The organism is Paenibacillus profundus, from assembly GCF_021369635.1.
Classification (GTDB): domain Bacteria; phylum Bacillota; class Bacilli; order Paenibacillales; family Paenibacillaceae; genus Paenibacillus_B; species Paenibacillus_B profundus.
On sequence record NZ_JAJNBZ010000001.1, the window covers coordinates 397,248 to 420,670 of the forward strand.

A 23,423-nucleotide genomic window follows, 5' to 3' on the forward strand; every position below is an offset into this window, starting at 1 on the left:
ACCTGTGTGGAAGGAGGGAGTCCTAGATGAATATCGTACAAGCGATTACGCAAGAACAGCTTCGCAAGGATATTCCAAGCTTTCGTCCCGGCGATACTTTGAAAGTATTTGTAAAAGTTATCGAGGGATCTCGCGAGCGTATCCAGTTGTTCGAAGGTGTTGTTATTAAGCGTCGTGGTGGCGGAATCAGTGAAACGTTTACGGTTCGTAAAATATCCTACGGTGTAGGTGTTGAGCGTACGTTCCCGATTCATACTCCGAAAATCGATAAAATCGAAGTGGCTCGCCGTGGTAAAGTGCGTCGTGCGAAGCTTTATTATCTTCGCAGTCTTCGCGGTAAAGCAGCGAGAATTAAAGAAATCCGTTAAGGAACAACCGGGGGCTTGCTTAACCTGCAAGCCCCCTTTTGCTATTTGTACCCTGTTCGATTATGCGGAATTCGCATGACGCGAACTTCGGATACGCATCCTAGGAGAAAGCGGGGCACAGTCGATGGATCAAAACGATCAAATGATGCAACCGAATGCGCCGGAAGAGCCAAAAGAGAAGATGGTACGCTCGAAGAGTGAACTGTTGGAATGGATCAAAGCGATTGCAATAGCCGTTATCCTCGTTGTTATCGTGCGATGGCTGCTGTTTGCTCCGTTTATCGTTGACGGTCCTTCCATGGAGCCGAACTTCTGGACAGGTGAGCGTCTTATTGTTAACAAGATATTGTATGAATTTAGAGAACCTAAACGCGGTGAAGTCGTCGTCTTTCATGTGCCGCAAGAAAACCGGGATTTAATTAAACGGGTTATTGGCGTTGCCGGAGATACGATAGAGTATCGCGGGGATGATCTGTTCGTCAACGGACAAAAGGTGGAGGAGCCTTACATACAAGAGGCGTTGGATCAAGCTCATAAGAACGATGAATTGTACAATGACCGTAATTTTCCGAATGATTTGATACAGCAAAATAAAGTGCCGGAAGGTCAAATTTTTGTTATGGGTGACCACCGTAGTAACAGTACGGATAGTCGTATGCTCGGATTTATTCCGTTATCCGACGTCATTGGTCGTGCGGATGTTATATTCTGGCCGATCTCACATGTAAAGCTGATTCAACATCATTAATCGAGCTCAGGCTGAAATAGGAGGTGGATAGCGATGTCAATCCAATGGTTTCCCGGTCATATGACGAAAGCTCGTCGACAAATCCAGGAAAAGTTAAAGCTGATAGATGTAGCCATCGAACTATTGGATGCGCGTCTGCCGATGTCAAGCCGCAATCCAATGATTAACGATATTTTACACAATAAGCCGCGGCTTATTGTGATGAATAAGTCTGATCTCGCTGATCCGGATATGAATGCGCGATGGTTGAAGTTATTCCGTTGCGAAGGGCATGCTGCGATTGCCGTCGATGCGTCGACAGGCAGTAACGTATCCCAAATTCCGGTGGAAGCGCGCAAGCTGCTGGAAGAGAAGATTCAACGCCAAATTGCCAAAGGCATGAAGCCGAGACCGGTACGGGCGCTTATTGTCGGCATCCCGAATGTGGGCAAGTCGACGTTGATTAACAAGCTTGCAGGACGTAGTGTCGCTGCAACGGGAGATCGTCCCGGCGTCACGAAAGGACAGCAGTGGATTCGAGTCGGCACGGAGATGGAACTTCTGGATACACCGGGAATTTTGTGGCCGAAGTTCGAGGATCAAGAGGTCGGTTATCGCCTTGCAGCTACGGGAGCAATTCGGGAAGAAATATTGAATGTGGAAGATATCGCGTTCTACGCGCTTAAATATTTGGCATCTCAGTACTGGGATCGGCTGGCGGAGCGCTATAGCTTAGAGCAGCCTCCTGTCGATATGGACAATCCGGATGAGATCCTGAACATCATGGAGGATATCGGTCGCAAACGCGGATGCTTGATGGGTGGCGGAAGAATTGACCTGGAGAAGGCTTCGGGCATTATTTTACGCGAACTGAGAGCTGGGAAGATGGGCCGTATTACGCTGGAAGAGCCGTATTCTTTCATGGTGGAATAATGTTCTAGGGAATCGGGTAGCGCCGTACGCCATTATGGCGTGCGGCGCTATTTTTTTGTTGTTCCTAAGGGTTGGATGTGTGGTATGAATAAGAGTAAGGACGGGATGGCGCAAGGTATACCGGAGAGGGGATTTTGCCATGGGGAAGAAAAAGGTTGAAGACAAGTCGGCGGAGTCTGTCGATTTGACGGCATGGGAGCGCCGGTATTGGGGAGAAGGGATTTGCCATATTGCGGGCATTGACGAGGTTGGACGCGGATGTCTATTCGGTGATGTCGTCGCGTCAGCCGTCATTTTACCGGAGGCGCTGATTATTGAAGGCATTAATGATTCTAAAAAGCTATCGGAGAAGAAACGTGACGAGTTATATGATGCGATTATTAATCAGGCTGTCGCGTGGTCAGTCGCCCGCGTCGACGCGAATACGATCGATCGAATAAATATTAAGCAGGCCGCGCGGCTAGCGATGAAACTGGCAGTGGAACAGCTCCATGTTCAACCGGAAGTACTCCTTATCGACGCGGAGAAGGTGGATTGTCCCATCCGGCAAGAATCCATCATTAAGGGAGATGCGAACAGTCAGTCGATTGCGGCAGCGTCTATCGTTGCGAAGGTGACGCGGGATCGGCTCTGCATTAATGAGTGGGATGCGCTGTATCCAGGTTACGGCATGGCCGTACATAAAGGTTACGGTACTAAGCTGCACCGTGAACAGCTTCTCACTCTTGGGCCGACGCCGATGCACCGCCAATCGTTCCTGAGCTCTTTGTTTCCTGAGGAGGAACAATTGACGCTGTTCTAACGAGGTGTATCCTTAATCGGCGCCTCAAATTCTATTCGACGTGTGCCGATATAGTAATATAGCTGTCGGAATGAACGGAGGGTGGATCATTGAATATTTCACAAATGGTGCGCGGGTTGGTCGGGGAGGCGAGACCCGGCGATAAGCGCACTCTGGAATTGAAATCAGGACAAGTCGTACGGGGAACGATCGCAAGTGTGTCCGAGAATGGACGTGATGCGGTCGTAAATATTAACGGCGTACCGGTACGTGCCGTATTGGAAACTCCGATGCAGCCGGGACAGACGACGTGGATGCAGGTGCAGGGACAGCAAGCCGACGGCATGGTGATAATGAAGCCGGCAGACGGACCGACGATGTCCGCGCTTCCCTCCATCGAGGAAGCGCTCAAGGAAGCGGGGCTGCCGAATGAAACATGGGCACGCCGTTTGCTGCATGATTTGCAGAAGGCAGGCATTCCGATGACGAAGGAGCTGACCACCAAGCTGGCACAAGCATTGTCGCTAAAGCCGCCGAATGTCACGGCGGAAGAGTGGATGCAGGCGACAGGGGTGGCGATTCGGCGCCAACTGCCGCTGACTGCCGATTCGGTGCGCGGCTTGCAGCAGGCGCTGTTCGGCAAGCCGCTAACCGACCTGCTCGCGTTATTTGAGCGAGCAGGGGATGAGGCGCTGGGAACTGGCACCGCCTCATCTGTTGGCCGCTATGCGGCCGAAGCTGTGCGCGGCGCCGGATGGGCGGCACCGCTGCGGGAAGCGCAAGCGCTTGTGCGCGCGCTTCTGGCGGAGCTGCCGCGCGCGGAGGGGCTCCCTGACACTGGGGGAGCCCCAGCGGGGGCCGCTTCGGGCGCAAGCGGCAGCCACGCCCAGGCGGCCATGGGCGGCAGCGTGAACGCAAGCGCCGCCGCTGGTGCGGGCGCCAGCCTGAATGGCAGCCAAGCGGCGGCCGCAGGCAATGCAGCGTCCGCAATGGCTGGCGCGGCAGAGCAAGGCGCAAGCGGCTCAGCCCAAGCAGCGCCTGCATCGCTTGCAGGCGGTGCGTGGATTGGCCGCATGCTTAGCCTGCTCGGCGTATCGCATGAGCAACAGCTGCACCGCGCCGCCATCTTGGACTTGACGCAGAGCGGCAAGGAACCGCAAGCAGCCGCTACGAATCAGGCCAATAGCGGGTCCAATTCGGCAGGCACAGCGACGGTGAGCCATGGACAAGCGGGGGCGAACGTCGCGTCGAACCAGGCACCAACAACAGCGGGCAGTGGGGCATCCGTAGCTGCAGGCCAAGCGGCTGCGACTTCAACGGCTGCCGGCAGTGTGAGCGCTAGTACGGTGCCGTTGGCTGGCGGTGCATCTTCTTCGCCGCCATTCTCCGTGACTGATGACGCGGCAGGCACAGGTGCTCGCGGTCAGCAGGCGCAAGAAGCGCTGAACGCGAATCAGCCGCAGGCGCAGCGCCTGTCCCAAGAGAGCCAAGCCGTCACTAGCCGGGCAGTTGGCGCGCATGCGGGACACGAGCCCGCTGCGGCCATGCCCCCGCATCCGGACGCTGCCCAACCGGCGGCGCCAGCGGAGTCGCTGAAGAGCACGCTGCTTCAGCTTCTCCAGAGCGACAACCTGCCGCCTGCCGTACGCGAGGCGGCGCAGCAGCTCGTGCAGCATGTCACGGGCCAGCAGCTGCTCCTCGCTTCAGACCGGCAGGCGCCGTTCTCGCACATCACCTTGTTCGTGCCGTTGTTCACACCGGACGGCAAGCAGACGGCTGCCGTCCACATCCAATCGCGGCAGAGCCGCCGCGGTGAGTTGGATGCCGACAACTGCCGCCTCTGGTTCGACTTGAACATGCGAGTCATCGGACGGACCCTCGTCGATGTCCAAGTCGTGGATAATGCGGTCGCGCTCAATATCCATCATGCCGATGAACGGCTGGGCGAATGGATAGGCGGCTTCCGCGCCGAGCTCGAGGCAGCAATAGAAGGAATCGGCTTCCAATTGTCGGCCTTCCGCACGCTTTCACTGCCGGAGCGCGAGACGTTGGATACGAATTCCGTAAAGGAGCTCGTCGATATAGACGATTATGCAGCAAAGCCATATAAAGGAGTAGATATGCGGATATGAGAGACCCTGGGGAATCGACTCAACAGACAGGGCCGTATCAGCGGAAAAAGGCGGTCGCGCTGTCCTATGATCCTCAGCAAAGCGATGCGCCGATCCTCGTTGCGAAAGGTCAAGGACAACTCGCGGAACGCATCCTCGATAAGGCGCGTGAAAGCGGGGTTCCAGTGCAAGAGGACGCCTCATTGGTTGAAGTATTGTCCAAGCTGGACATCGACCAGCAAATCCCTTCGGAGCTATATCACTTGGTGGCAGAAGTACTGACATTCATGTACCGAACAGATCAACGTGCCGAGAAGGGATGGATGAAGCATGAATGAAGCTGAAGCGAACAAGCCAAGTGTAAGCAAAGCATCGCTGCCACCTTGTAAGTCTGCCGCTCCATCCGCAGGCACTCCTCGCTCACACACTGGAAGCAATCGGCGGGCGAGGGGAGCGAAGGCAGAGCGCTTTGCTCAAGAACGGCTTAAAGAATTGGGGTACCGTATCATCCACACGAACTGGCGCTGTAGAACGGGAGAAATCGACATTGTCGCCCGCCATGGAGCGTATTGGGTGTTTGTTGAGGTGCGGAGCCGACAGAGCCGCCGCTTTGGAACGGCTGCAGAAGCGTTCGACAGACGCAAGCAGCAGCAAGTTCGCGCTACGGCGCAAGTTTATTTGCATCAGCACGCGAAGTCGGACGTCCTGGTACGATTTGACGCGGTGGCGGTTACGTTCCGCGAAGATGATGACCCCGAACCGGAGATTGTCATATATGAGGCGGCATTTTGATTGACCGCTTTATGAAAGCGCGTACAACTGAGCGCTGCAAAGAAGCCCCTTGCTTTGTCACTCGTGGGAGCGAGTTAAACCAAGGGGCTTCTATTCATACCTAGCTATAATGCTTCCGTATCCCATCTTCGATCCAGCGTGCGATAGCGTATGGCCTCGGCAATGTGGGCCAGCTCAATCGCTCCGCTGTTCTCCACATCTGCGATCGTGCGTGCCAGCTTAAGCAGCCGGTCATGGGCACGAATGCTTAAGCCAAGCTTGTCATAGGCTTGCTGCAGCGTCGATGCGGCTTCGGCAGTAATCGAACAATAGCGCTTCAAATAAGAACCGGATAGCTCGCTGTTGAAACGAATCGCTAGTCCGGCATAGCGTTCTGCCTGCTTCTCATGCGCACGCATCACGTGATCATGCATGTCCGCTGAACTGAGAGAATTGCCCGTCCATTCTGCTAGCGGAGCACGGGGGACGTCGACCTGAAGGTCGATGCGATCGAGCAGCGGTCCCGAGATCTTGCCGCGGTATTGCTCTAAGCGTCTAGGGGAGCAGCGGCAGGTACCCGTTATGGAACCGGCAAAACCGCAAGGACAAGGATTCATCGAAGCAGCCAGCATCACATGGGCTGGGAAGCGGAATACGGCGCGGGCGCGGCCAATCGTTACGCTGCGTTCCTCCAACGGCTGTCTAAGCACCTCCAGCGCTGTACGTGGAAACTCGGGGAACTCGTCGAGAAAAAGCACGCCGCGATGGGCCAGGCTGATTTCCCCTGGCTTAGGAACGGAACCTCCGCCGATAAGACCAGCCGGTGATATAGAATGATGCGGAGCACGAAACGGTCTGTGCCGCAACAGTCCTTGGCTTGCCTGCGTCCACTTTCCAGAAATGCTGTAAATTTTCGATACTTCCAACGCCTCTTCATCGTTCATTGGGGGGAGGATGGTCGGAAGCCGGCGGATCAACATCGTCTTCCCTGTTCCGGGCGGCCCGCTCAGCAAAATATTGTGCATGCCTGCAGCGGCTATCGTAATCGCGCGTTTCACGTGAAGTTGGCCGTGGACATCAGCGTAATCCTCAATGAACGAGGGTAACTCGTCCAAGCTGGAGTATCGGTCATCCGCCGCAGCTTCCTCCATGTGAAGACGTGGCAAATCCGCTGAGGTGCTAATCTCGCGAAGCTCCTGTAAATGCCGCATAGGGAAGATGTCGACTCCTTCGACAAGCTTCGCTTCGCCTGCATTGTCCGCGGGCACCATCACCTGCTTGAAATGTTCCCGTTTGGCTTCATCCACCAAGGACAGAACTCCCGGAATCGCTCTTGTTGATCCGTCCAATGCCAACTCACCGATGAACACCATATTCTGAAACGGTTCACTAGGAATCTGCCCGCTCGTGCATAACAAGCCAATTGCCATGGCCATGTCAAATGACGTGCCTTCCTTGCGCAAATCGGCTGGTGCCAGATTAATGGTGATTCTCTCCAACGGGAACGTCCAGCCGCAGTTGCGGATAGCCGCACGCACCCGTTCTACGGATTCGCGTACCGCTGCGTCTGGCAAGCCGACAATTGTCACTTGCGGTAAACCAGGCGAAATATCAATTTCGACACGAATGAGTCGTCCTTCCACTCCATAAATAGAAGCGCTCCATAAACTGCCGTACATAACAAATAACACCTCTCCTTCCATCATTCCAGGCTCTGTGGCCAGAATGCGAGGGAAAGGTGCTTCCTTATCTACCGTCGCAAAGCGAATCACCTCATTTTAGAGGCTGTTCAAAAAAATTCCTTTATATTACGAAAATCATCTGGTGCTATTTCGATATCGAATCTTGCATTCACTCTTGAAGAGATTATGCTCTGATGAAGTTTTCTTGCGAAAAAGTATACTTCTCGGTGCTGAAAATTATTCTTTTGAACACACACTATTATAGATAAATAGAGAGAATTCGTCAATTTTCAGCAATAAAAAGCTGGCAAATCGAGCAGATCTTCCTATTAATCTCAAAAAGAGATGATAATCATATCAAAAAAATGTACATTCTTGACGAAAATGAGAGGAAAGCGTTTTAGATTCATGATAGAATGTATTCGGATTGTATATATTTTCCGTTGTTCAAGGTGTGCCGAAGCAGAGTAAGCGCTTCCCAACCTTCACGGACGCTCCGCAAAGGCAAGAAGAGGATTTGAAGCGACTTTCGAATCGTCCTTCACGCTGTGCTTCACGTCGGAAACGGCTTATGAGGCAAAGAATCGGATAGGGGGATGCACAATGAATATTCATGAGTATCAGGGCAAAGAAGTATTGAAGCAATATGGCGTTGTTGTTCCGAACGGTAAGGTTGCTTTTACGGTAGAGGAAGCCGTCCAAGCGGCTGAGGAATTGGGAACGTCCGTTGTCGTTGTGAAGGCGCAAATTCATGCAGGCGGTCGTGGTAAGGCGGGTGGCGTTAAGATTGCCAAGAGCTTGGATGACGTGCGGTCATATGCGCAGGAATTGCTGGGTAAAGTGCTCGTGACGCATCAAACAGGTCCGGAAGGCAAAGAAATTAAACGCCTCTTAATCGAACAAGGCTGCGACATCAAGAAAGAGTATTACGTTGGAGTCGTCGTTGATCGTGCAACAGGTCGCGTCGTTATGATGGCTTCAGAAGAAGGTGGAACAGAGATCGAAGAAGTGGCCGCAGCTACGCCGGAAAAGATTGTGAAGGAAGTGATCGACCCGGCAGTCGGTCTTCAGGTGTTCCAAGCGCGGAAGCTGGCATATGCAATCAATATACCGTCCGAACTGGTCAACAAGGCGGTCAAGTTCATGCTTGCCTTGTACCAAGCCTTCGTCGACAAAGACTGCTCGATTGCAGAAATCAATCCCCTCGTCGTTACTGGTGACGGTCAAGTGATGGCGCTTGACGCGAAGCTGAACTTCGATTCGAATGCGCTGTTCCGTCACAAGGATATTCAGGCGCTGCGTGATTTGGATGAAGAGGACGAGAAGGAAATTCAAGCTTCCAAGTTCGATCTGAGCTACATCGCGCTTGACGGCAACATCGGCTGCATGGTAAATGGTGCGGGACTGGCGATGTCTACGATGGATATCATCAAATATTACGGCGGCGAACCGGCCAACTTCCTTGATGTAGGGGGCGGTGCGACGACGGAGAAAGTTACGGAAGCTTTTAAGATCATTTTGTCGGATGAAAACGTAAAAGGTATCTTCGTCAACATCTTTGGCGGCATCATGCGCTGCGACGTCATTGCGAACGGCGTAGTCGAAGCTGCTAAGCAAATCGGATTGGACCGTCCGCTTGTCGTGCGCTTGGAAGGGACGAACGTAGTTCTCGGCAAAAAGATCCTGAATGAATCCGGTTTGAATATCGTGGCAGCGGATTCAATGGCTGACGGAGCGCAGAAAATTGTCGCATTGGTTCAATAATTTCGCTGACGAGAGGATGAGTGTGCGATGAGCATCTTAATCAATAAAGATACGAAAATCATTACTCAGAACATGACTGGCGCTACAGGTATGTTCCACACAAAAGGCGGTCTGGAATACGGATCACAGATGGTAGCGGGGGCTGTTCCAGGCAAGGGCGGAACGACCGTTGATATAACGCTTGATAACGGTGAAGTAGTTACTTTGCCAGTTTATAATACCGTGCTTGAAGCAAAGACTGCGACAGATGCGACGGCAAGTGTTATTTATGTGCCGCCTGCGTTTGCGGCAGATGCCATCATGGAAGCGGTGGATGCGGATTTAGAGCTTGTTATCTGTATTACAGAAGGCATTCCGGTACTCGACATGATTAAAGTGAAGCGATATATGGAAGGCAAACGCACGGTTCTTATCGGACCGAACTGTCCTGGTGTCATTACGCCAAACGAATGCAAAATCGGCATTATGCCGGGTTACATTCATGCACCGGGCCACGTTGGGGTCGTATCCAGAAGCGGAACACTCACATATGAAGCCGTACATCAATTGACGACGCGCGGCATCGGTCAATCGACGGCAGTCGGAATCGGCGGCGATCCGGTTAAAGGTTCTGAATTTATTGATATATTGCATCTATTCAATGAAGATCCGGATACGCATGCCGTTATTATGATCGGTGAAATCGGCGGTACGGCAGAGGAAGAAGCGGCCGAGTGGGTACAAGCGAATATGAAGAAGCCTGTAGTCGGCTTTATCGGAGGAGCAACAGCGCCTCCAGGCAAACGTATGGGTCACGCGGGAGCAATTATTTCCGGCGGTAAAGGAACTGCAGGGGAGAAGACGGCTAAGCTCGAATCTTGTGGCATCAAGGTAGCGCCGACTCCTGCGGAAATGGGCAGCACGCTCGTATCCGTGCTCGAAGAGCGCGGTTTGCTTGAGAAGTGCACCACTCACGTTCATAAGTAATAACGCAAGGTAAGCAACCTTTCGTACACCTACAGGTGTTGGAAAGGTTGCTTTTTATTTTTTTTACCATTAATGTCATTAATTTCAACGGATTATATACTTGACGCTTGCAATCTGCGGGCATCTCAAGCAAAATAAGGGAAGCGGAGACGCGCTTCCCGACAAGGAAGGGAAGAATAAGATGGGCGATTGGACGGAACAACAACTATTGTTTGCTTTGCACGAAGCGCAAGGTATTGGATGGCATACGATTCATTCGTTACGCGAGAGAATAGGCATGATTGCCTTACATCATTGGCTTGACCGCTCCGTACAGCATTGGTTCGATTTGGGGTTGAAGCCCAGTATCGCCGAACGATTGGCTGCACAATTTCGCTCGGAACGATTGGAGCAAAGATTGATAGTAACAGAACAGCAAGAGATCGAATGGATCAGCATTTTGGATGACGAGTACCCATTTCTATTGAAGGAAACCGCTCAGCCTCCTTGGATTATTTACGGAAAAGGAGATTGGGACATACTATCCGAAACTTCAATCGCGATGGTCGGAACCCGCAACCCGACCGTGTATGGCAAGAAAGTAGCGGGGATGTTGGCAGAACAGTTAACGCAAGCTGGATTCATCGTAGTAAGCGGACTGGCAAAGGGGATCGACGCAGCGAGCCATGAAGGCGCTCTCAAGCAAGGTCGGACAGTAGCGGTAATGGGTACGCCATTTACCCATATTTATCCTCCTGAGCATAGAGTGCTTGCAGAGAAGATTGCCGCGAACGGCATAGTCATATCGGAATATCCACTCGATACCCCATCGCATCCAGGCTTATTCCCGCGGCGCAACCGCATCATTGCAGGTCTGACACTTGGTACGGTCGTCGTAGAGGCAGATGACAGAAGTGGAGCGTTAATTACTTCAGATAGCGCGCTTGAAGCATCCCGGGACGTATTTGCCGTTCCCGGCCCTATAACATCCCCCAAGTCTAAGGGCACGTTTCGACTGTTGAAACAAGGTGCCAAGCCGGTCGCAACGGCCAGTGATATCGTGGAAGAATACTCGGGCTGGTTGACAATGGTCCCTTCACCGTACAATAATGAAACGGTCGACTCTATATTGGAAGAACCACTTACGGATGAAGAGCAGCGAATGTATGAACTCATTAGTGAACAAGAAGCTTCTTTTGATGAACTTTTGCTTCGCAGTGGAGTGCCATTTGCAGAGCTGCATCATATTTTGTTATCCTTACAGTTAAAAAAGCGAATCCGAGAGGCCCAAGGGGCCGTATATTGTTCAGTATGGATGTAAAGGTGTGTTGGAGAGGAGGATGCGCCTATGGCGGATTCACTAGTCATTGTCGAATCGCCTGCGAAGGCCAAGACAATTGGTAAATATTTAGGCAGTAAATATATCGTAAAAGCGTCGATGGGGCATGTTCGCGATTTGCCAAAAAGTCAAATCGGCGTTGAAATAGAACATGACTTTGCGCCGAAGTACATTACGATAAGAGGAAAGGGCAGTGTCCTGAAAGAATTGAAGGACGCCAGCAAGAAAGTGAAAAAAGTCTATCTTGCAGCTGACCCCGATCGCGAAGGTGAAGCGATCGCGTGGCATCTGGCTCATGCTCTTGATTTGGATGAGTCGGAATCATGTCGTGTCGTGTTCAATGAAATTACGAAGCAAGCAGTGAAGGATGCATTCAAAACACCGCGTCAAATTAACATGGACCTCGTTCATGCACAGCAAGCAAGACGGATTCTTGATCGGCTGGTCGGTTATAAGATTAGCCCGCTGCTATGGAAAAAAGTAAAGAAGGGCTTGTCTGCAGGACGCGTGCAGTCGGTGTCTGTCAAGCTGATTATTGATCGAGAGAACGAAATCGATGCGTTCATTCCGGAAGAGTACTGGACGATCACTTCAAAGTTATGTGCCGGTAAATCGATGTTTGAAGCAAGGTTTTATGGGCTGAACGGAGAAAAGAAAGAGCTTAAGAAAGAGTCTGAAGTAAACGAAGTGTTGGCTGCGATTAAAGATCAAGACTTTGTAGTTAGCGAAGTGAAGGAGAAAGAACGGCTCCGACATCCTTCTGCGCCGTTCACGACGAGCTCCTTGCAGCAGGAGGCGGCCCGCAAGCTGAACTTCCGTGCTGCAAAGACGATGTCCGTCGCTCAGCAGCTGTATGAAGGGGTAGACCTCGGTAAAGAGGGCACAGTAGGTTTGATCACGTATATGCGTACAGACTCAAACCGGGTTGCTCCTAGCGCTCAAGAAGAAGCGAGTGAGTACATTAAAGAGCAATATGGCGCAGCATTTGTACCTGAAACACCGAGACAGTACGTGAAGAAAGCTGCAAATGCGCAGGATGCGCATGAAGCAGTACGTCCAACCTCGATACTGCGTAGTCCAGAACAGATGAAGTCTTTTCTGAGCCGCGACCAATTTCGACTATACAAGTTAGTTTGGGAACGATTCGTAGCCAGTCAGATGACTTCAGCTGTTATGGATACGATGACAGTGGATATCAAAGCTGGAACGACGACGTTCCGTGCTAATGGCTCCAAGGTTCGTTTTCCTGGTTTTATGAAAGTGTATGTCGAGGGCAGCGATGATGGGGCTGTGGAAGATGATAAGTTTCTGCCGCCGCTTGCTGCTGGAGACAAGATGAAGCAGGAGCAGATTGAACCGAAGCAGCATTTTACTCAACCGCCTCCGCGGTACACGGAAGCGCGTCTCGTCAAGACGCTGGAAGAATTGGGCATCGGCCGTCCGAGCACATATGCTCCGACACTCGAAACGATTCAGAAGCGGGGCTATGTCGCCATTGAAGAGAAGAAATTCGTTCCGACAGAATTGGGAGAACTCGTCATTCAGCAAATGGAACAATTTTTTCCTGAAATATTGGATGTGGAATTTACTGCCCATATGGAGGAAGACCTTGACCATGTGGGAGAAGGACAGCAGGATTGGGTAAAGGTGCTTGCTGAGTTCTATGAGTCGTTCGAGAAGCGGTTGACCGTCGCGGAAGAAGAAATGAAAGAAATTGAAATTGAAGACGAGGTTTCGGACGAAATTTGTGAGAAATGCGGACGTCATTTTGTTTATAAAATGGGACGGTTCGGTAAGTTCCTTGCTTGTTCCGGGTTCCCGGATTGCCGCAACACTCGTCCGATTGTGAAGGATACAGGTGTAGCATGCCCGAAATGCAATGAAGGAAAGCTCGTTGAGCGCAGAAGCAAGAAAGGCCGTGTCTTCTATGGCTGCGACCGCTATCCGGATTGCGACCACGTCATGTGGGATAGACCTTCGCTTAAGCCATGTCCTGCCTGCAGCAGCTTGATGATTGAGAAGCGAAGCAAGCAAGGCACGAAGCTGCAGTGTACGCAATGCGAGCATTCGGAGATGGTGCAAGATTCTGATGATGAATAACGTAAGACGAGCAGAGTGAAATGCATGTCCAAACAGGCCACTTTTTGAACTACCTACAAATATAATGGTTGGATGTTGCATCCAGGTTAAAGCAACTGAGGGGGAAATAAATAAGATGGATAAGCCGAGGGTAACCGTCATCGGTGCCGGCTTAGCTGGTAGTGAAGCGGCATGGCAAATTGCAGAACAGGGTGTTGCGGTAACGCTGTACGAGATGCGGCCAGTGAAGCAGACACCTGCTCACCATACGGATCGCTTCGCAGAGCTGGTATGCAGCAACTCCTTGCGTGCGAATGGCCTGACCAACGCGGTCGGCGTATTAAAGGAAGAAATGCGCATGATGAACTCGCTCATTATGAAGGCAGCCGATAAGCACGCCGTTCCTGCGGGAGGCGCATTGGCTGTAGATCGGGAAGGCTTCTCCGACGAAATCACGCGTACGCTGAAGGAGCACCCGCTCGTTGATGTGCGGCACGAGGAAATGGGGGACATTCCGAGCGAAGGCATTACCGTAATTGCTACCGGGCCATTAACGTCACCATCGCTGTCGGAAAGCATCAAGGCACTGATGGGCGAAGAGTATTTTTATTTTTACGATGCCGCTGCCCCCATCATTGAGAAAGACACGATAGATATGAACAAAGTGTACTTGGCTTCACGTTACGATAAAGGCGAGGCTGCTTATTTGAACTGTCCTATGAACGAGGAGGAGTTCAACGCTTTCTATGAGGCGCTCATCACAGCGGAGACAGCCGAACTGAAGGAGTTCGAGAAAGAGGTCTATTTCGAAGGCTGCATGCCTATCGAAGTAATGATGAGCCGAGGCAGACAGACCGCTTTGTTCGGGCCGATGAAGCCTGTCGGTCTAATCGACCCGCATACGGGCAAGACACCATTTGCCGTGGTGCAGCTTCGTCAAGACAATGCTGCAGGTACACTGTATAACATGGTCGGTTTCCAGACGCATTTGAAGTGGGGCGAGCAGAAGCGTGTGTTCCAGATGATTCCGGGATTGGAGAATGCAGAATTTGTGCGATACGGAGTCATGCACCGCAACACCTTTATCAACTCACCTAAACTATTGGAACCGACATACCAATTCAAAGGGAAACCATCTCTCTTTTTCGCCGGACAAATGACCGGGGTGGAAGGGTACGTGGAATCAGCGGCATCGGGATTGATTGCCGGCCTTAATTCGGCACGCTATGCCTTGCAGCGTGATGGTCTTCTCTTCCCGCAAGGAACGACCCTAGGAAGCATGGCGCATTATATTACGACGGCGGATTTCAAGCATTTTCAGCCGATGAATGCGAACTTCGGACTGTTCCCGCCGCTTGAGAAGCGTATTCGCAACAAGAAAGAGAAGAATGAAGCTATCGCTCATCGTGCGCTGGATATGCTGCGCGCGTACCAAGAAGAGCAAGGCATCATGTCGAAATAACAGCTAGACGAGGTGAGGAAGCAGCGGCCGATAATGTGCACGTCTGTTTCCTTTCCATTTTCATAAGACAGGAGGTTGAAGCATATGGAATATCAATTTCATGCGACAACGATTTGTGCGGTAAGACATAACGGTCAAGCTGCGATCGCTGGCGACGGACAAGTGACGTTTGGGAATAACATGGTGATGAAGCAGCATGCGCGCAAGGTTCGCCGTTTGTTTCGCGGTCAAGTGTTGGCTGGTTTCGCGGGTTCGGTCGCCGATGCCATAACATTATTCGAGAAATTTGAAGGCAAATTAGAAGAGCATCATGGCAACCTGCAGCGGGCTGCTGTAGAGTTAGCTAAGGATTGGCGCCAGGATCGAGTGCTGCGCAAGCTAGAGGCGCTCATGATTGTGATGGACGGCAGTCATATGCTGCTTGTATCCGGCGGCGGCGAAATTATTGAACCGGATGATGACGTCATCGCGATCGGCTCTGGAGGCTCATTCGCATTGGCGGCGGCTAGGGCGTTGAAGCGTCATTCTCCACAGATGACGGCGCGAGAAATGGCTGAGGCCTCATTGCATATTGCGAGTGAAATATGCGTGTACACGAACGATAATCTGGTGATTGAGGAACTATAATACCGTGAGGATGAAACGAGCGGAGGGATAACAATGAATCAACAAGCATGGACACCACGACAAATTGTCACGGAATTGGATAAGTATATCGTCGGCCAGAAAAAAGCGAAGCGTGCAGTTGCCATCGCACTTCGCAATCGCTACCGCCGCAGCTTGCTGGACGAATCGATTCAAGACGAGATTGTGCCAAAAAATATTTTGATGATTGGGCCTACCGGAGTCGGGAAGACAGAGCTTGCCCGCCGTCTGGCAAAGCTGGTTAATGCTCCTTTCGTGAAGGTCGAGGCGACCAAATTTACCGAAGTCGGCTATGTGGGCCGAGATGTGGAATCGATGGTGCGCGATCTCGTAGAGACTGCTATCCGCATGGTGAAGCTGGAGCGAACGGAGAAAGTGAAGGATAAGGCCGAAGAAATGGCCAACGAGCGTATCGTCGATTTGCTTGTTCCATCCTCCAGCACGAACAAGAACGGGCGCAACCCGTTCGAGATGCTATTCGGCCAGAATAATCAGAATCAAACAGCAGAACAAGAAAAACAGCCGGATCCGAACATACAAGAGCAGCGCCGTAAAGTTCGTTTTGATTTGTTGTCGGGAAATTTAGAGAACGATACGATCGAAATCGATGTCGAAGAAGCGGCTCCTAACATGTTTGATTTCCTCTCTGGACAGGGTAATGAACAGATGGGGATGAATATGCAGGAGATGTTCGGCAACTTGCTGCCAAAGCGGATGAAGAAGCGCAAGCTGACCATCAGAGAGGCTCGCAAAGTGTTGACCCAGGAAGAGGCCGCCAAGCTGATCGATATGGATGATGTCATTCAAGAGTCGATTCGCCGTGCGGAGCAATCCGGGATTATTTTCATTGACGAAATCGACAAGATCGCCTCCAGCGGTCGCGGATCAGGCCCTGACGTATCCCGTGAAGGCGTACAGAGGGACATATTGCCAATAGTTGAAGGTTCCACGATAATGACTAAGTACGGGCCGATTAAGACCGACTATGTGCTGTTCATGTCCGCGGGTGCTTTCCATATCGCGAAGCCGTCCGATCTCATTCCTGAATTGCAGGGGCGCTTCCCGATTCGTGTCGAATTGAGCAGCTTGACCTTGGATGATTTCGTTTCTATCTTGACGGAGCCGCAGAACGCTATGACGAAGCAATATGTGGAACTTCTTAAGACTGAGAACTTACATGTTGAATTTACAGACGAAGCAATCCGGGAAATCGCGCGGACGGCAGCTGCGGTGAACCAAAATATGGAAAATATCGGTGCGCGACGTCTCCATACAATTATGGAGAAGCTACTTGAGGATTTATCCTTTGAAGCGCCTGAACTTACGTTGGAACAATTCCAAATCACACCAGAGTATGTACGCGAGAAATTGTCAGATATTGCTCAAAATCGAGATTTAAGTCAGTATATCCTTTAAATTTTTGTGAAAAATGTGACGAATTTCATAGAAGTTTGTCGTCGACAAATTGTTCGACAAACTATTCGAAAAATGCCCTGACTTTCAGACTGAAAGATAGGGCTTTTTTCTTATTGTGTTATAACTCAAAGTTTAAGATGATAGGTATGGCGTTAATTATCTTCTTCTGTCACATTATGAAGAACGTAAAATGTTTTTATCAGAATATGATTTTGCGAACATACAAGGCCCTTAGTCTCATGTAAAAGAAATAAATATTTTGTCGAAAAAGAAGGAGAAACGTCAGAAAAGTGGAATAGTTTTTTTAGTTGCTTTAAATTTAAACTAGATCAGGAGGGGTCATCGTGAACTTATTGAATGGCGTTCATGCGCAACGGTTAGAAGGAGCCATTCAAGCTTCCGTAGCAAGGCAAAATGCGACAGCTAACAACATTGCGAATGCCGATACACCTTATTTCAAACGTTCAGACGTTCAATTTGAATCTATTTTGCGTGATCAGATGAGCGGCGGCAGCCTCCAGGGACGTCGCACAGACGAGAGACATTTTTATATCGGTCCTGTTCAGTCGACACCGACCCCACGGATCGTTCAAGATCAGATGACGACAATGGGGAATAACAGGAATAATGTCGACATGGATCGGGAAATGTCAGCGCAGGCGGAGAATCAGTTGAGATATTACACGTTTGTCAAGCAATTGAACCACCAGATTAATATGGTGAGAACCGCTATGGACGTTAGGAGGTAGACATAAGCCATGCAGATCAGCAATAGCTTTCAAATTAGCGCGTCCGGCTTAACCGCCCAAAGGTTGCGTATGGACGTAATCTCCTCTAACATTGCCAATGCAGACACGACGCGAGCACAATTTGTAGACGGGAAGTTCGTGCCATATCGCCGCAAGGTCGTAGTGATGTCACCAACGGAATCGTCATTCAAACAAACTCTGCAGTCTGCTATGGAAGGGCAATCCGCAACCAGAGGTGTCAAAGTGACGCAAATTAAAGAAGATGCATCTGATTTTAAACTGGTATACAATCCGACCCATCCTGATTCAGATGAGAACGGCTACGTCTCTTTGCCAAATGTCGACATGGCGAAAGAGATGGTCGATATGATTGCGGCAACACGCTCTTATGAAGCGAATGTGACGGCGCTCAATGCGTCCAAGTCCATGGTCATGAAAGCATTGGAAATAGGCAAAGGATAATTGACTACTAATGCGAGTTGAACAACCTCTGCTAACAACGTAAAGAGCCGTTCATCACCATAGGAGGAGAAGAGAATGATACAGAATACGATGCTACCATTGCAAATGATAACACCTACTACATCCTCTGCAGCAGCGTCATTGACCAATAAAGCTGCTACACCTGCAGAAGTGACAAAGTCCTTTGGGAATTTTCTTTCAGATGCTCTTCAGCAAGTCGATACTCAGGAACAGCAAGTACAGGCAATGAATGACCAGTTTATTCTTGGTGAAGTTGATGTCGATCAACTCATGATCGCCTCAGAGCGTGCGCTTCTAAGTTTGCAGCTGACAACGCAGGTACGCAACAAGGTTATCGAAGCGTATCAAGATATTATGCGCATGCAGATGTAACGGCGTTTTGTCTTACATAGTTTTGGTGGGGTGACGTGGAGTGAGTGAAAAAGTGAACCAATATCGAGAGCGAATCTCGCAATATTGGACTCAATTTAGTAAGAAACAAAAAATATTACTGTTTTCGACCGTTGGATTTCTGATTTTAGCTGTTATTATTTTAACTTTTCAGTTTTCTAAGACTGAGTATGAACTTGCTTTCAAAGATTTGAATTCTAACGATGCGGCTGGCATTATCGAATATTTAAACGGCAACAGCATCCCGTATCAATTGAGTACCGACGGATCGCAAATTTCCGTTCCAAGCGCCTCAGCAGCGAAGGTAAAAGTGGATGTCGGAGCCCAAGGGATTGTGAAGAATGGATCGATTGGCTTCGAATCGTTCGGTGCTGACGGATTAATGGGCGGTATGACGGACAACGTATTCGATGTTCGCTACAACAATGCCCTTAACGGTGAAATTGAGCGCTTGCTTCGTCAAATGCAAGGGATACAGGACGCGAAGGCAATTGTAAACCTGCCTAAAGAAACCGTGTTTGCGACACCTGATCAAGAGCAAGCTTCCGCTTCGATTGTGATGAAGTTCAAACCAGGATATCAACCGAACCAAGCTGCCGTAGACGGCTATTTCAATCTCGTAAAGACTGCGGTTCCACATCTCGCCATTGATAATATTACTATCTCTAGCGATGAAGGCCCTATCTTTGCCTCGGATACTATCGGAGGCGGTTCGAAGAGCATCTTCGGAGAAGTAGACGAGCAGCTAAAGATACAACGTAAATTTGAAAACGACATACGCATGAAAGTGCAAGATTTCTTGAATGGATTTATTCCTTCAGACAAGATCAGCGTGCTTGTGTCGGCAAAATTGAACTTCGACAAAGTTGTCAAGCAAGAAGACCTGGTCACTCCTGTGAATACAGAAGAGATGAAGGGTATCGAGATAAGCGTTCAAGAGCTTCAGGAATCATACAGCGGCAAAGGCGCACAAGAAAGCGGAGTTGCCGGTGTTGGTGACGGAGAAGTGACAAATTATCCGTCAGCTGCTGGAAGCGGAGACGCGACATCCGAGAAATCTCAGCGCACTATTAATTACGACGTGAATCGAATCAAGAACACGATTGAAGCTAGTCCATATGCTGTTAAAGATTTAACCATTCACGCCGCGGTTGACTCCGTTGACGTGAGCGCCGAGCAAATCCAAGCGATTGAAAAAGTGCTGCGAAACATCGTTGGCGCACAATTGAAAGATTCCGGCACTACATATACAGACGTTGATCTAACGCAAAAAGTTTCTGTTATGACTCAAAATGGTGCTAAAGATGGAACAGTATCGGACAATAAGAGCATCTCCAACTGGGTATGGTATGGCGCGGGTGCGCTTGCATTACTAGCAGTTGTGGGAGGAATTGCCTATGCGGTCGTACGTCGACGCAGACGTGAAGAAGAGGTCTACGAGCCAGATCTGTCGCTGCCGACGCACGTAGAGCTTCCATCGATAGATTTGGAAAATGTAACAGGCGAGCATCAAGTGCGCAAACAATTGGAAGGCTTGGCAAAGAAAAAGCCGGACGAATTTGTCAAATTGCTGCGTACATGGCTAGTTGATGAATCGAGGTGAGCACAATGGTCAAAAGTAGTTACGGCTTAACGGGCAGACAGAAAGCGGCGATTTTGCTCATCACGCTCGGGCCGGAAGTGTCAGCCCAAATATTTAAACATTTGAGAGATGAAGAAATAGAGCAGCTGACTCTGGAAATAGCGAATGTGCGTAAAGTCGACGCGGCTGAAAAAGAATCCGTGATGGGCGAGTTTCATCAAATTTGCTTGGCACAGGAATACATTTCGCAAGGCGGCATCAGTTACGCGAAGGAAATATTGGAGAAGGCGTTAGGGCAGCAAAAAGCGGTTGATATTATCAATCGCCTTACTGCAACGCTGCAAGTGAGACCGTTTGACTTTGCCCGTAAAGCGGATGCGTCACAAATTTTCAACTTTATTCAGAACGAAAATGTTCAAACGATTGCATTGGTGCTATCTTACTTGCAAACGGAGCAGGCTTCGACCATTCTATCTTCCTTGTCACCGGAGAAACAAGCGGATGTCGCTAGACGGGTGGCACTGATGGACAGCACATCGCCAGAAGTCATCAATCAGGTCGAACGGGTGCTGGAGCAGAAGCTCTCCTCGACAGTGACGCAAGATTATACGAGTGCCGGCGGCATCGAGTCTGTCGTTAAGATTTTGAATGGTGTCGACCGTGGTACAGAACGGACGATTTTGGATTCTCTCGAAATTCAAGATCCGGAGCTGGCAGAAGAAATCAAGAAGAGAATGTTTGTATTCGAGGATATTGTCAATATCGACAATCGCTCAATACAGCGCATTATTCGTGACATTGATAATGCAGATCTTCAATTGGCGCTTAAAGTGGCAAGTGAAGAAGTTCGCGAAGTTATTTTCCGCAATATGTCGAAACGTATGGCGGATACCTTCAAAGAAGAAATGGAATTTATGGGTCCTGTACGGCTGCGTGATGTGGAAGAAGCACAGACCCGTATCGTGTCTACTATTCGCCGCTTAGAGGAAGCAGGCGAGATCATCATTGCGCGTGGTGGAGGAGATGATATCGTTGTCTAACGTCATCAAATCATCTCAGTATGTCCCTGTAGAACAGATGAGAATGCTGGAAGCGGTTCGTCGCCATCAGCAACAGCAGGTGGCGGATGACGTTCCCGCTCCCCAACCACTGACGGAAGAAATCGTCCTTAATCAAGATGAAGAGCTGGCCAATCTGCGCCAATCGATTTTGGATGACGCGCAGTCGTTTGCCGAAGAACATCTGAAGAGCGCTACGGAAGAAGCCGAACGCATGTTGGAAGAGGCGCGTTCTGAGATCGATGCCTGGTGGGAAGAACGGCGTGGAAGTGACGAGGCGTTAGTAGAGTCGAAGCGGGAAGCAGGCTATGCGCAAGGTTATCAAGAAGGAATGCAGCAAGCGGAGCAGGAAATTCAGCAGGCTTATGAACGCAAGCTGTCCGAGGCGCAGGCTGTATTGGAGCAAGCCTATAAGGCGAAAGAACAGATTATTCAAGAGGCGGAGCCATTTGTAGTATCGCTTAGCTGTTCGGTAGCTGAAAAGGTCATTGGGCGGCAGTTGGCATTGGAACCCGATATTGCCGTCGAAATGGTCCGCAAGACACTCTCCCGCAAACGGGAGAGCGGAACGATTACGGTATGCGTGTCGCCTCAACAATTCGCTTACGTTCATGCGGCGCGCGAAGAGTTGAGTCTGGCAGTGGATTCGCAAGCGGAACTGCAAATTATTCCGGATTCCAGTGTCCATGATAGCGGATGTGTCGTACGTTCAGCATTGGGCAGTATTGATGCACGAATCGATACGCAGCTTGCCGAAATCAAAAAGGCGTTAATGCAGGTTGCAATGCAGCATGAGGAGCGCGACGGCGATGAGTCTTGATTACAAATGGAATTCAAACAAGTATATAGATTATTTGCAGCGCATCGATCCTGTCCGCGTAAACGGCAAGGTGACGCAAGTAATCGGCTTGATGGTGGAATCCGAAGGACCGGACGCCAGCGTAGGTGAAGTCTGTCACATCTATCCAAGCAAGGGCAGTGAGCCGTTGCTGGCCGAGGTGGTTGGATTCCGGGATAACAAAGTGCTGCTTATGCCCTTGGGAGATCTGCAGTCGATCGGTCCCGGCTGCGACGTAGTCGGGACCGGAAAGCCGTTAAGTGTCTCCGTCGGTTCGGAGCTGCTCGGTAAAGTGCTGGACGGATTAGGGCAACCGTTGGATGGCTCGTTTTTGCCGACACGGATGCCGCACTATTCGACGACGAATATCCCTTCCAATCCGCTCCAACGCCCGCGTGTTCGCGAACCTATCGGTGTCGGCGTACGAGCGATCGACGGACTATTGACGATTGGCAATGGTCAACGTGTAGGTATCTTTGCCGGCTCCGGCGTGGGAAAGAGCACGCTGCTCGGCATGATTGCCCGCAATACGGCTGCCGATGTCAACGTCATTGCTCTCATTGGTGAACGCGGCCGCGAAGTGCTTGAATTTATCGAGCGGGATTTGGGCCCGGAAGGGTTGGCTCGTTCGGTCGTCATCGTCGCTACTTCGGACCAGCCGGCTCTCGTGCGCATTAAAGGGGCGCTCATTGCTACGACCATTGCCGAGTATTTCCGGGATCGGGGCATGAATGTCATGCTCATGATGGATTCGGTCACTCGGTACGCGATGGCCATGCGCGAAGTCGGACTAGCTGTCGGTGAACCGCCTGCAACGCGAGGATATACCCCTTCCGTATTTGCGAGCTTGCCTAAGCTGTTGGAACGTTCCGGAACGGGCCCGAGCGGTTCGATTACGGCGTTCTATACCGTATTGGTGGACGGAGACGATATGAATGAACCGATTGCCGATGCAGTGCGTGGAATTTTGGACGGTCATATCGTGCTGAATCGCAATATCGCGAACAAGGGACACTTTCCGGCGATTGATGTACTATCAAGCATCAGCCGGGTCATGAAGGATATCGTGCCACAGGAGCATCAGCTTGCGGCTGAACGGCTCAAGCGACTATTAGCGGTCTACCGCGAATCAGAAGATTTAATCAATATCGGCGCCTATCAGCCGGGCAGCAATCCGGCAATTGATGAGGCCATGCAATATATCGAAGACATTCATGCCTTTACGAAGCAGCGCATTGAAGAGCGTGCTCCGTATGAAGAGACAATCGAACGACTACTACTGCAATTTCCGGGGAGTTGA

General features: G+C 50.5%; 22 protein-coding genes. 21 read left to right on the plus strand and 1 reads right to left on the minus strand.

Translation table 11 applies throughout. The features are described from left to right. The first annotated feature begins 26 nt into the window (after nucleotides 1-26). The 7 genes from rplS (at nucleotide 27) to LQV63_RS01735 (ending at nucleotide 5,712) form a co-directional block, all read left to right on the plus strand. Complete coding sequence (gene rplS, locus LQV63_RS01705; protein ID WP_019424964.1) at nucleotides 27-368, plus strand: 50S ribosomal protein L19; 342 nt, start codon at nucleotides 27-29, stop codon at nucleotides 366-368. A 124-nt stretch (nucleotides 369-492) separates the two neighbouring features. Next, a complete protein-coding gene (gene lepB / locus LQV63_RS01710) occupies nucleotides 493-1,116 on the plus strand; it encodes a signal peptidase I (RefSeq protein WP_019424965.1) in 624 nt (207 codons plus the stop codon). A 33-nt stretch (nucleotides 1,117-1,149) separates the two neighbouring features. Then, nucleotides 1,150-2,028: a ribosome biogenesis GTPase YlqF gene (gene ylqF, locus LQV63_RS01715; RefSeq protein ID WP_233695435.1), complete on the plus strand. Its 879-nt coding sequence runs from the start codon at nucleotides 1,150-1,152 to the stop codon at nucleotides 2,026-2,028. A gap of 139 nt (nucleotides 2,029-2,167) precedes the next feature. Further along, complete coding sequence (locus tag LQV63_RS01720) at nucleotides 2,168-2,830, plus strand: ribonuclease HII (RefSeq protein WP_019424967.1); 663 nt, start codon at nucleotides 2,168-2,170, stop codon at nucleotides 2,828-2,830. A gap of 89 nt (nucleotides 2,831-2,919) precedes the next feature. Beyond that, complete coding sequence (locus tag LQV63_RS01725) at nucleotides 2,920-4,941, plus strand: DNA ligase (RefSeq protein ID WP_233695436.1); 2,022 nt, start codon at nucleotides 2,920-2,922, stop codon at nucleotides 4,939-4,941. Beyond that, on the plus strand, nucleotides 4,938-5,258 hold the full coding sequence (locus LQV63_RS01730) for an EscU/YscU/HrcU family type III secretion system export apparatus switch protein (protein ID WP_233695437.1): 321 nt from the start codon (nucleotides 4,938-4,940) through the stop codon (nucleotides 5,256-5,258). Before LQV63_RS01725 ends, LQV63_RS01730 begins: the two co-directional genes overlap by 4 nt. Next, complete coding sequence (locus LQV63_RS01735) at nucleotides 5,251-5,712, plus strand: YraN family protein (RefSeq protein WP_019424970.1); 462 nt, start codon at nucleotides 5,251-5,253, stop codon at nucleotides 5,710-5,712. Before LQV63_RS01730 ends, LQV63_RS01735 begins: the two co-directional genes overlap by 8 nt. Before the next feature lie 104 nt (nucleotides 5,713-5,816). On the opposite strand, the gene LQV63_RS01740 is transcribed toward LQV63_RS01735, so the two are convergent. Beyond that, complete coding sequence (locus tag LQV63_RS01740; RefSeq protein WP_233695438.1) at nucleotides 5,817-7,370, minus strand: YifB family Mg chelatase-like AAA ATPase; 1,554 nt, start codon at nucleotides 7,368-7,370, stop codon at nucleotides 5,817-5,819. 606 nt (nucleotides 7,371-7,976) lie between these two features. Here LQV63_RS01740 and sucC point away from each other — a divergent pair. The 14 genes from sucC to fliI all read left to right on the plus strand — a co-directional run bounded on the left by sucC (nucleotide 7,977) and on the right by fliI (nucleotide 23,423). Beyond that, nucleotides 7,977-9,137, plus strand: coding sequence for an ADP-forming succinate--CoA ligase subunit beta (sucC, locus tag LQV63_RS01745; RefSeq protein WP_019424972.1), 1,161 nt, complete (start codon nucleotides 7,977-7,979; stop codon nucleotides 9,135-9,137). A gap of 27 nt (nucleotides 9,138-9,164) precedes the next feature. After that, nucleotides 9,165-10,103, plus strand: coding sequence for a succinate--CoA ligase subunit alpha (gene sucD, locus LQV63_RS01750; protein WP_019424973.1), 939 nt, complete (start codon nucleotides 9,165-9,167; stop codon nucleotides 10,101-10,103). Between the two features lie 100 nt (nucleotides 10,104-10,203). Next, entirely contained in the window at nucleotides 10,204-11,403 is a 1,200-nt protein-coding gene (dprA, locus tag LQV63_RS01755) for a DNA-processing protein DprA (protein WP_325175838.1), read from the plus strand. A gap of 27 nt (nucleotides 11,404-11,430) precedes the next feature. After that, nucleotides 11,431-13,521: a type I DNA topoisomerase gene (gene topA / locus LQV63_RS01760; protein WP_233695439.1), complete on the plus strand. Its 2,091-nt coding sequence runs from the start codon at nucleotides 11,431-11,433 to the stop codon at nucleotides 13,519-13,521. A gap of 115 nt (nucleotides 13,522-13,636) precedes the next feature. Beyond that, nucleotides 13,637-14,962 carry an FADH(2)-oxidizing methylenetetrahydrofolate--tRNA-(uracil(54)-C(5))-methyltransferase TrmFO gene (trmFO, locus tag LQV63_RS01765; RefSeq protein ID WP_233695440.1) on the plus strand — a complete coding sequence of 442 codons (1,326 nt, stop codon included), beginning with the start codon at nucleotides 13,637-13,639 and terminating at the stop codon, nucleotides 14,960-14,962. A gap of 84 nt (nucleotides 14,963-15,046) precedes the next feature. Next, entirely contained in the window at nucleotides 15,047-15,589 is a 543-nt protein-coding gene (hslV, locus tag LQV63_RS01770) for an ATP-dependent protease subunit HslV (protein WP_019424977.1), read from the plus strand. Between the two features lie 33 nt (nucleotides 15,590-15,622). Further along, complete coding sequence (hslU, locus tag LQV63_RS01775; RefSeq protein WP_019424978.1) at nucleotides 15,623-17,023, plus strand: ATP-dependent protease ATPase subunit HslU; 1,401 nt, start codon at nucleotides 15,623-15,625, stop codon at nucleotides 17,021-17,023. A 344-nt stretch (nucleotides 17,024-17,367) separates the two neighbouring features. Next, nucleotides 17,368-17,772, plus strand: coding sequence for a flagellar basal body rod protein FlgB (gene flgB / locus LQV63_RS01780; RefSeq protein ID WP_019424979.1), 405 nt, complete (start codon nucleotides 17,368-17,370; stop codon nucleotides 17,770-17,772). Between the two features lie 9 nt (nucleotides 17,773-17,781). Continuing rightward, a complete protein-coding gene (gene flgC / locus LQV63_RS01785; RefSeq protein ID WP_019424980.1) occupies nucleotides 17,782-18,234 on the plus strand; it encodes a flagellar basal body rod protein FlgC in 453 nt (150 codons plus the stop codon). 75 nt (nucleotides 18,235-18,309) lie between these two features. Next, nucleotides 18,310-18,627, plus strand: coding sequence for a flagellar hook-basal body complex protein FliE (gene fliE, locus LQV63_RS01790; protein WP_019424981.1), 318 nt, complete (start codon nucleotides 18,310-18,312; stop codon nucleotides 18,625-18,627). Nucleotides 18,628-18,667: 40 nt separating this feature from the next. After that, on the plus strand, nucleotides 18,668-20,248 hold the full coding sequence (fliF, locus tag LQV63_RS01795) for a flagellar basal-body MS-ring/collar protein FliF (RefSeq protein WP_233695441.1): 1,581 nt from the start codon (nucleotides 18,668-18,670) through the stop codon (nucleotides 20,246-20,248). Between the two features lie 5 nt (nucleotides 20,249-20,253). After that, nucleotides 20,254-21,267 carry a flagellar motor switch protein FliG gene (fliG, locus tag LQV63_RS01800; RefSeq protein ID WP_019424983.1) on the plus strand — a complete coding sequence of 338 codons (1,014 nt, stop codon included), beginning with the start codon at nucleotides 20,254-20,256 and terminating at the stop codon, nucleotides 21,265-21,267. Then, nucleotides 21,260-22,105: a FliH/SctL family protein gene (locus LQV63_RS01805; protein ID WP_019424984.1), complete on the plus strand. Its 846-nt coding sequence runs from the start codon at nucleotides 21,260-21,262 to the stop codon at nucleotides 22,103-22,105. Before fliG ends, LQV63_RS01805 begins: the two co-directional genes overlap by 8 nt. Next, nucleotides 22,095-23,423 carry a flagellar protein export ATPase FliI gene (gene fliI, locus LQV63_RS01810; RefSeq protein WP_019424985.1) on the plus strand — a complete coding sequence of 443 codons (1,329 nt, stop codon included), beginning with the start codon at nucleotides 22,095-22,097 and terminating at the stop codon, nucleotides 23,421-23,423. The genes LQV63_RS01805 and fliI overlap by 11 nt, the downstream gene beginning before the upstream one ends.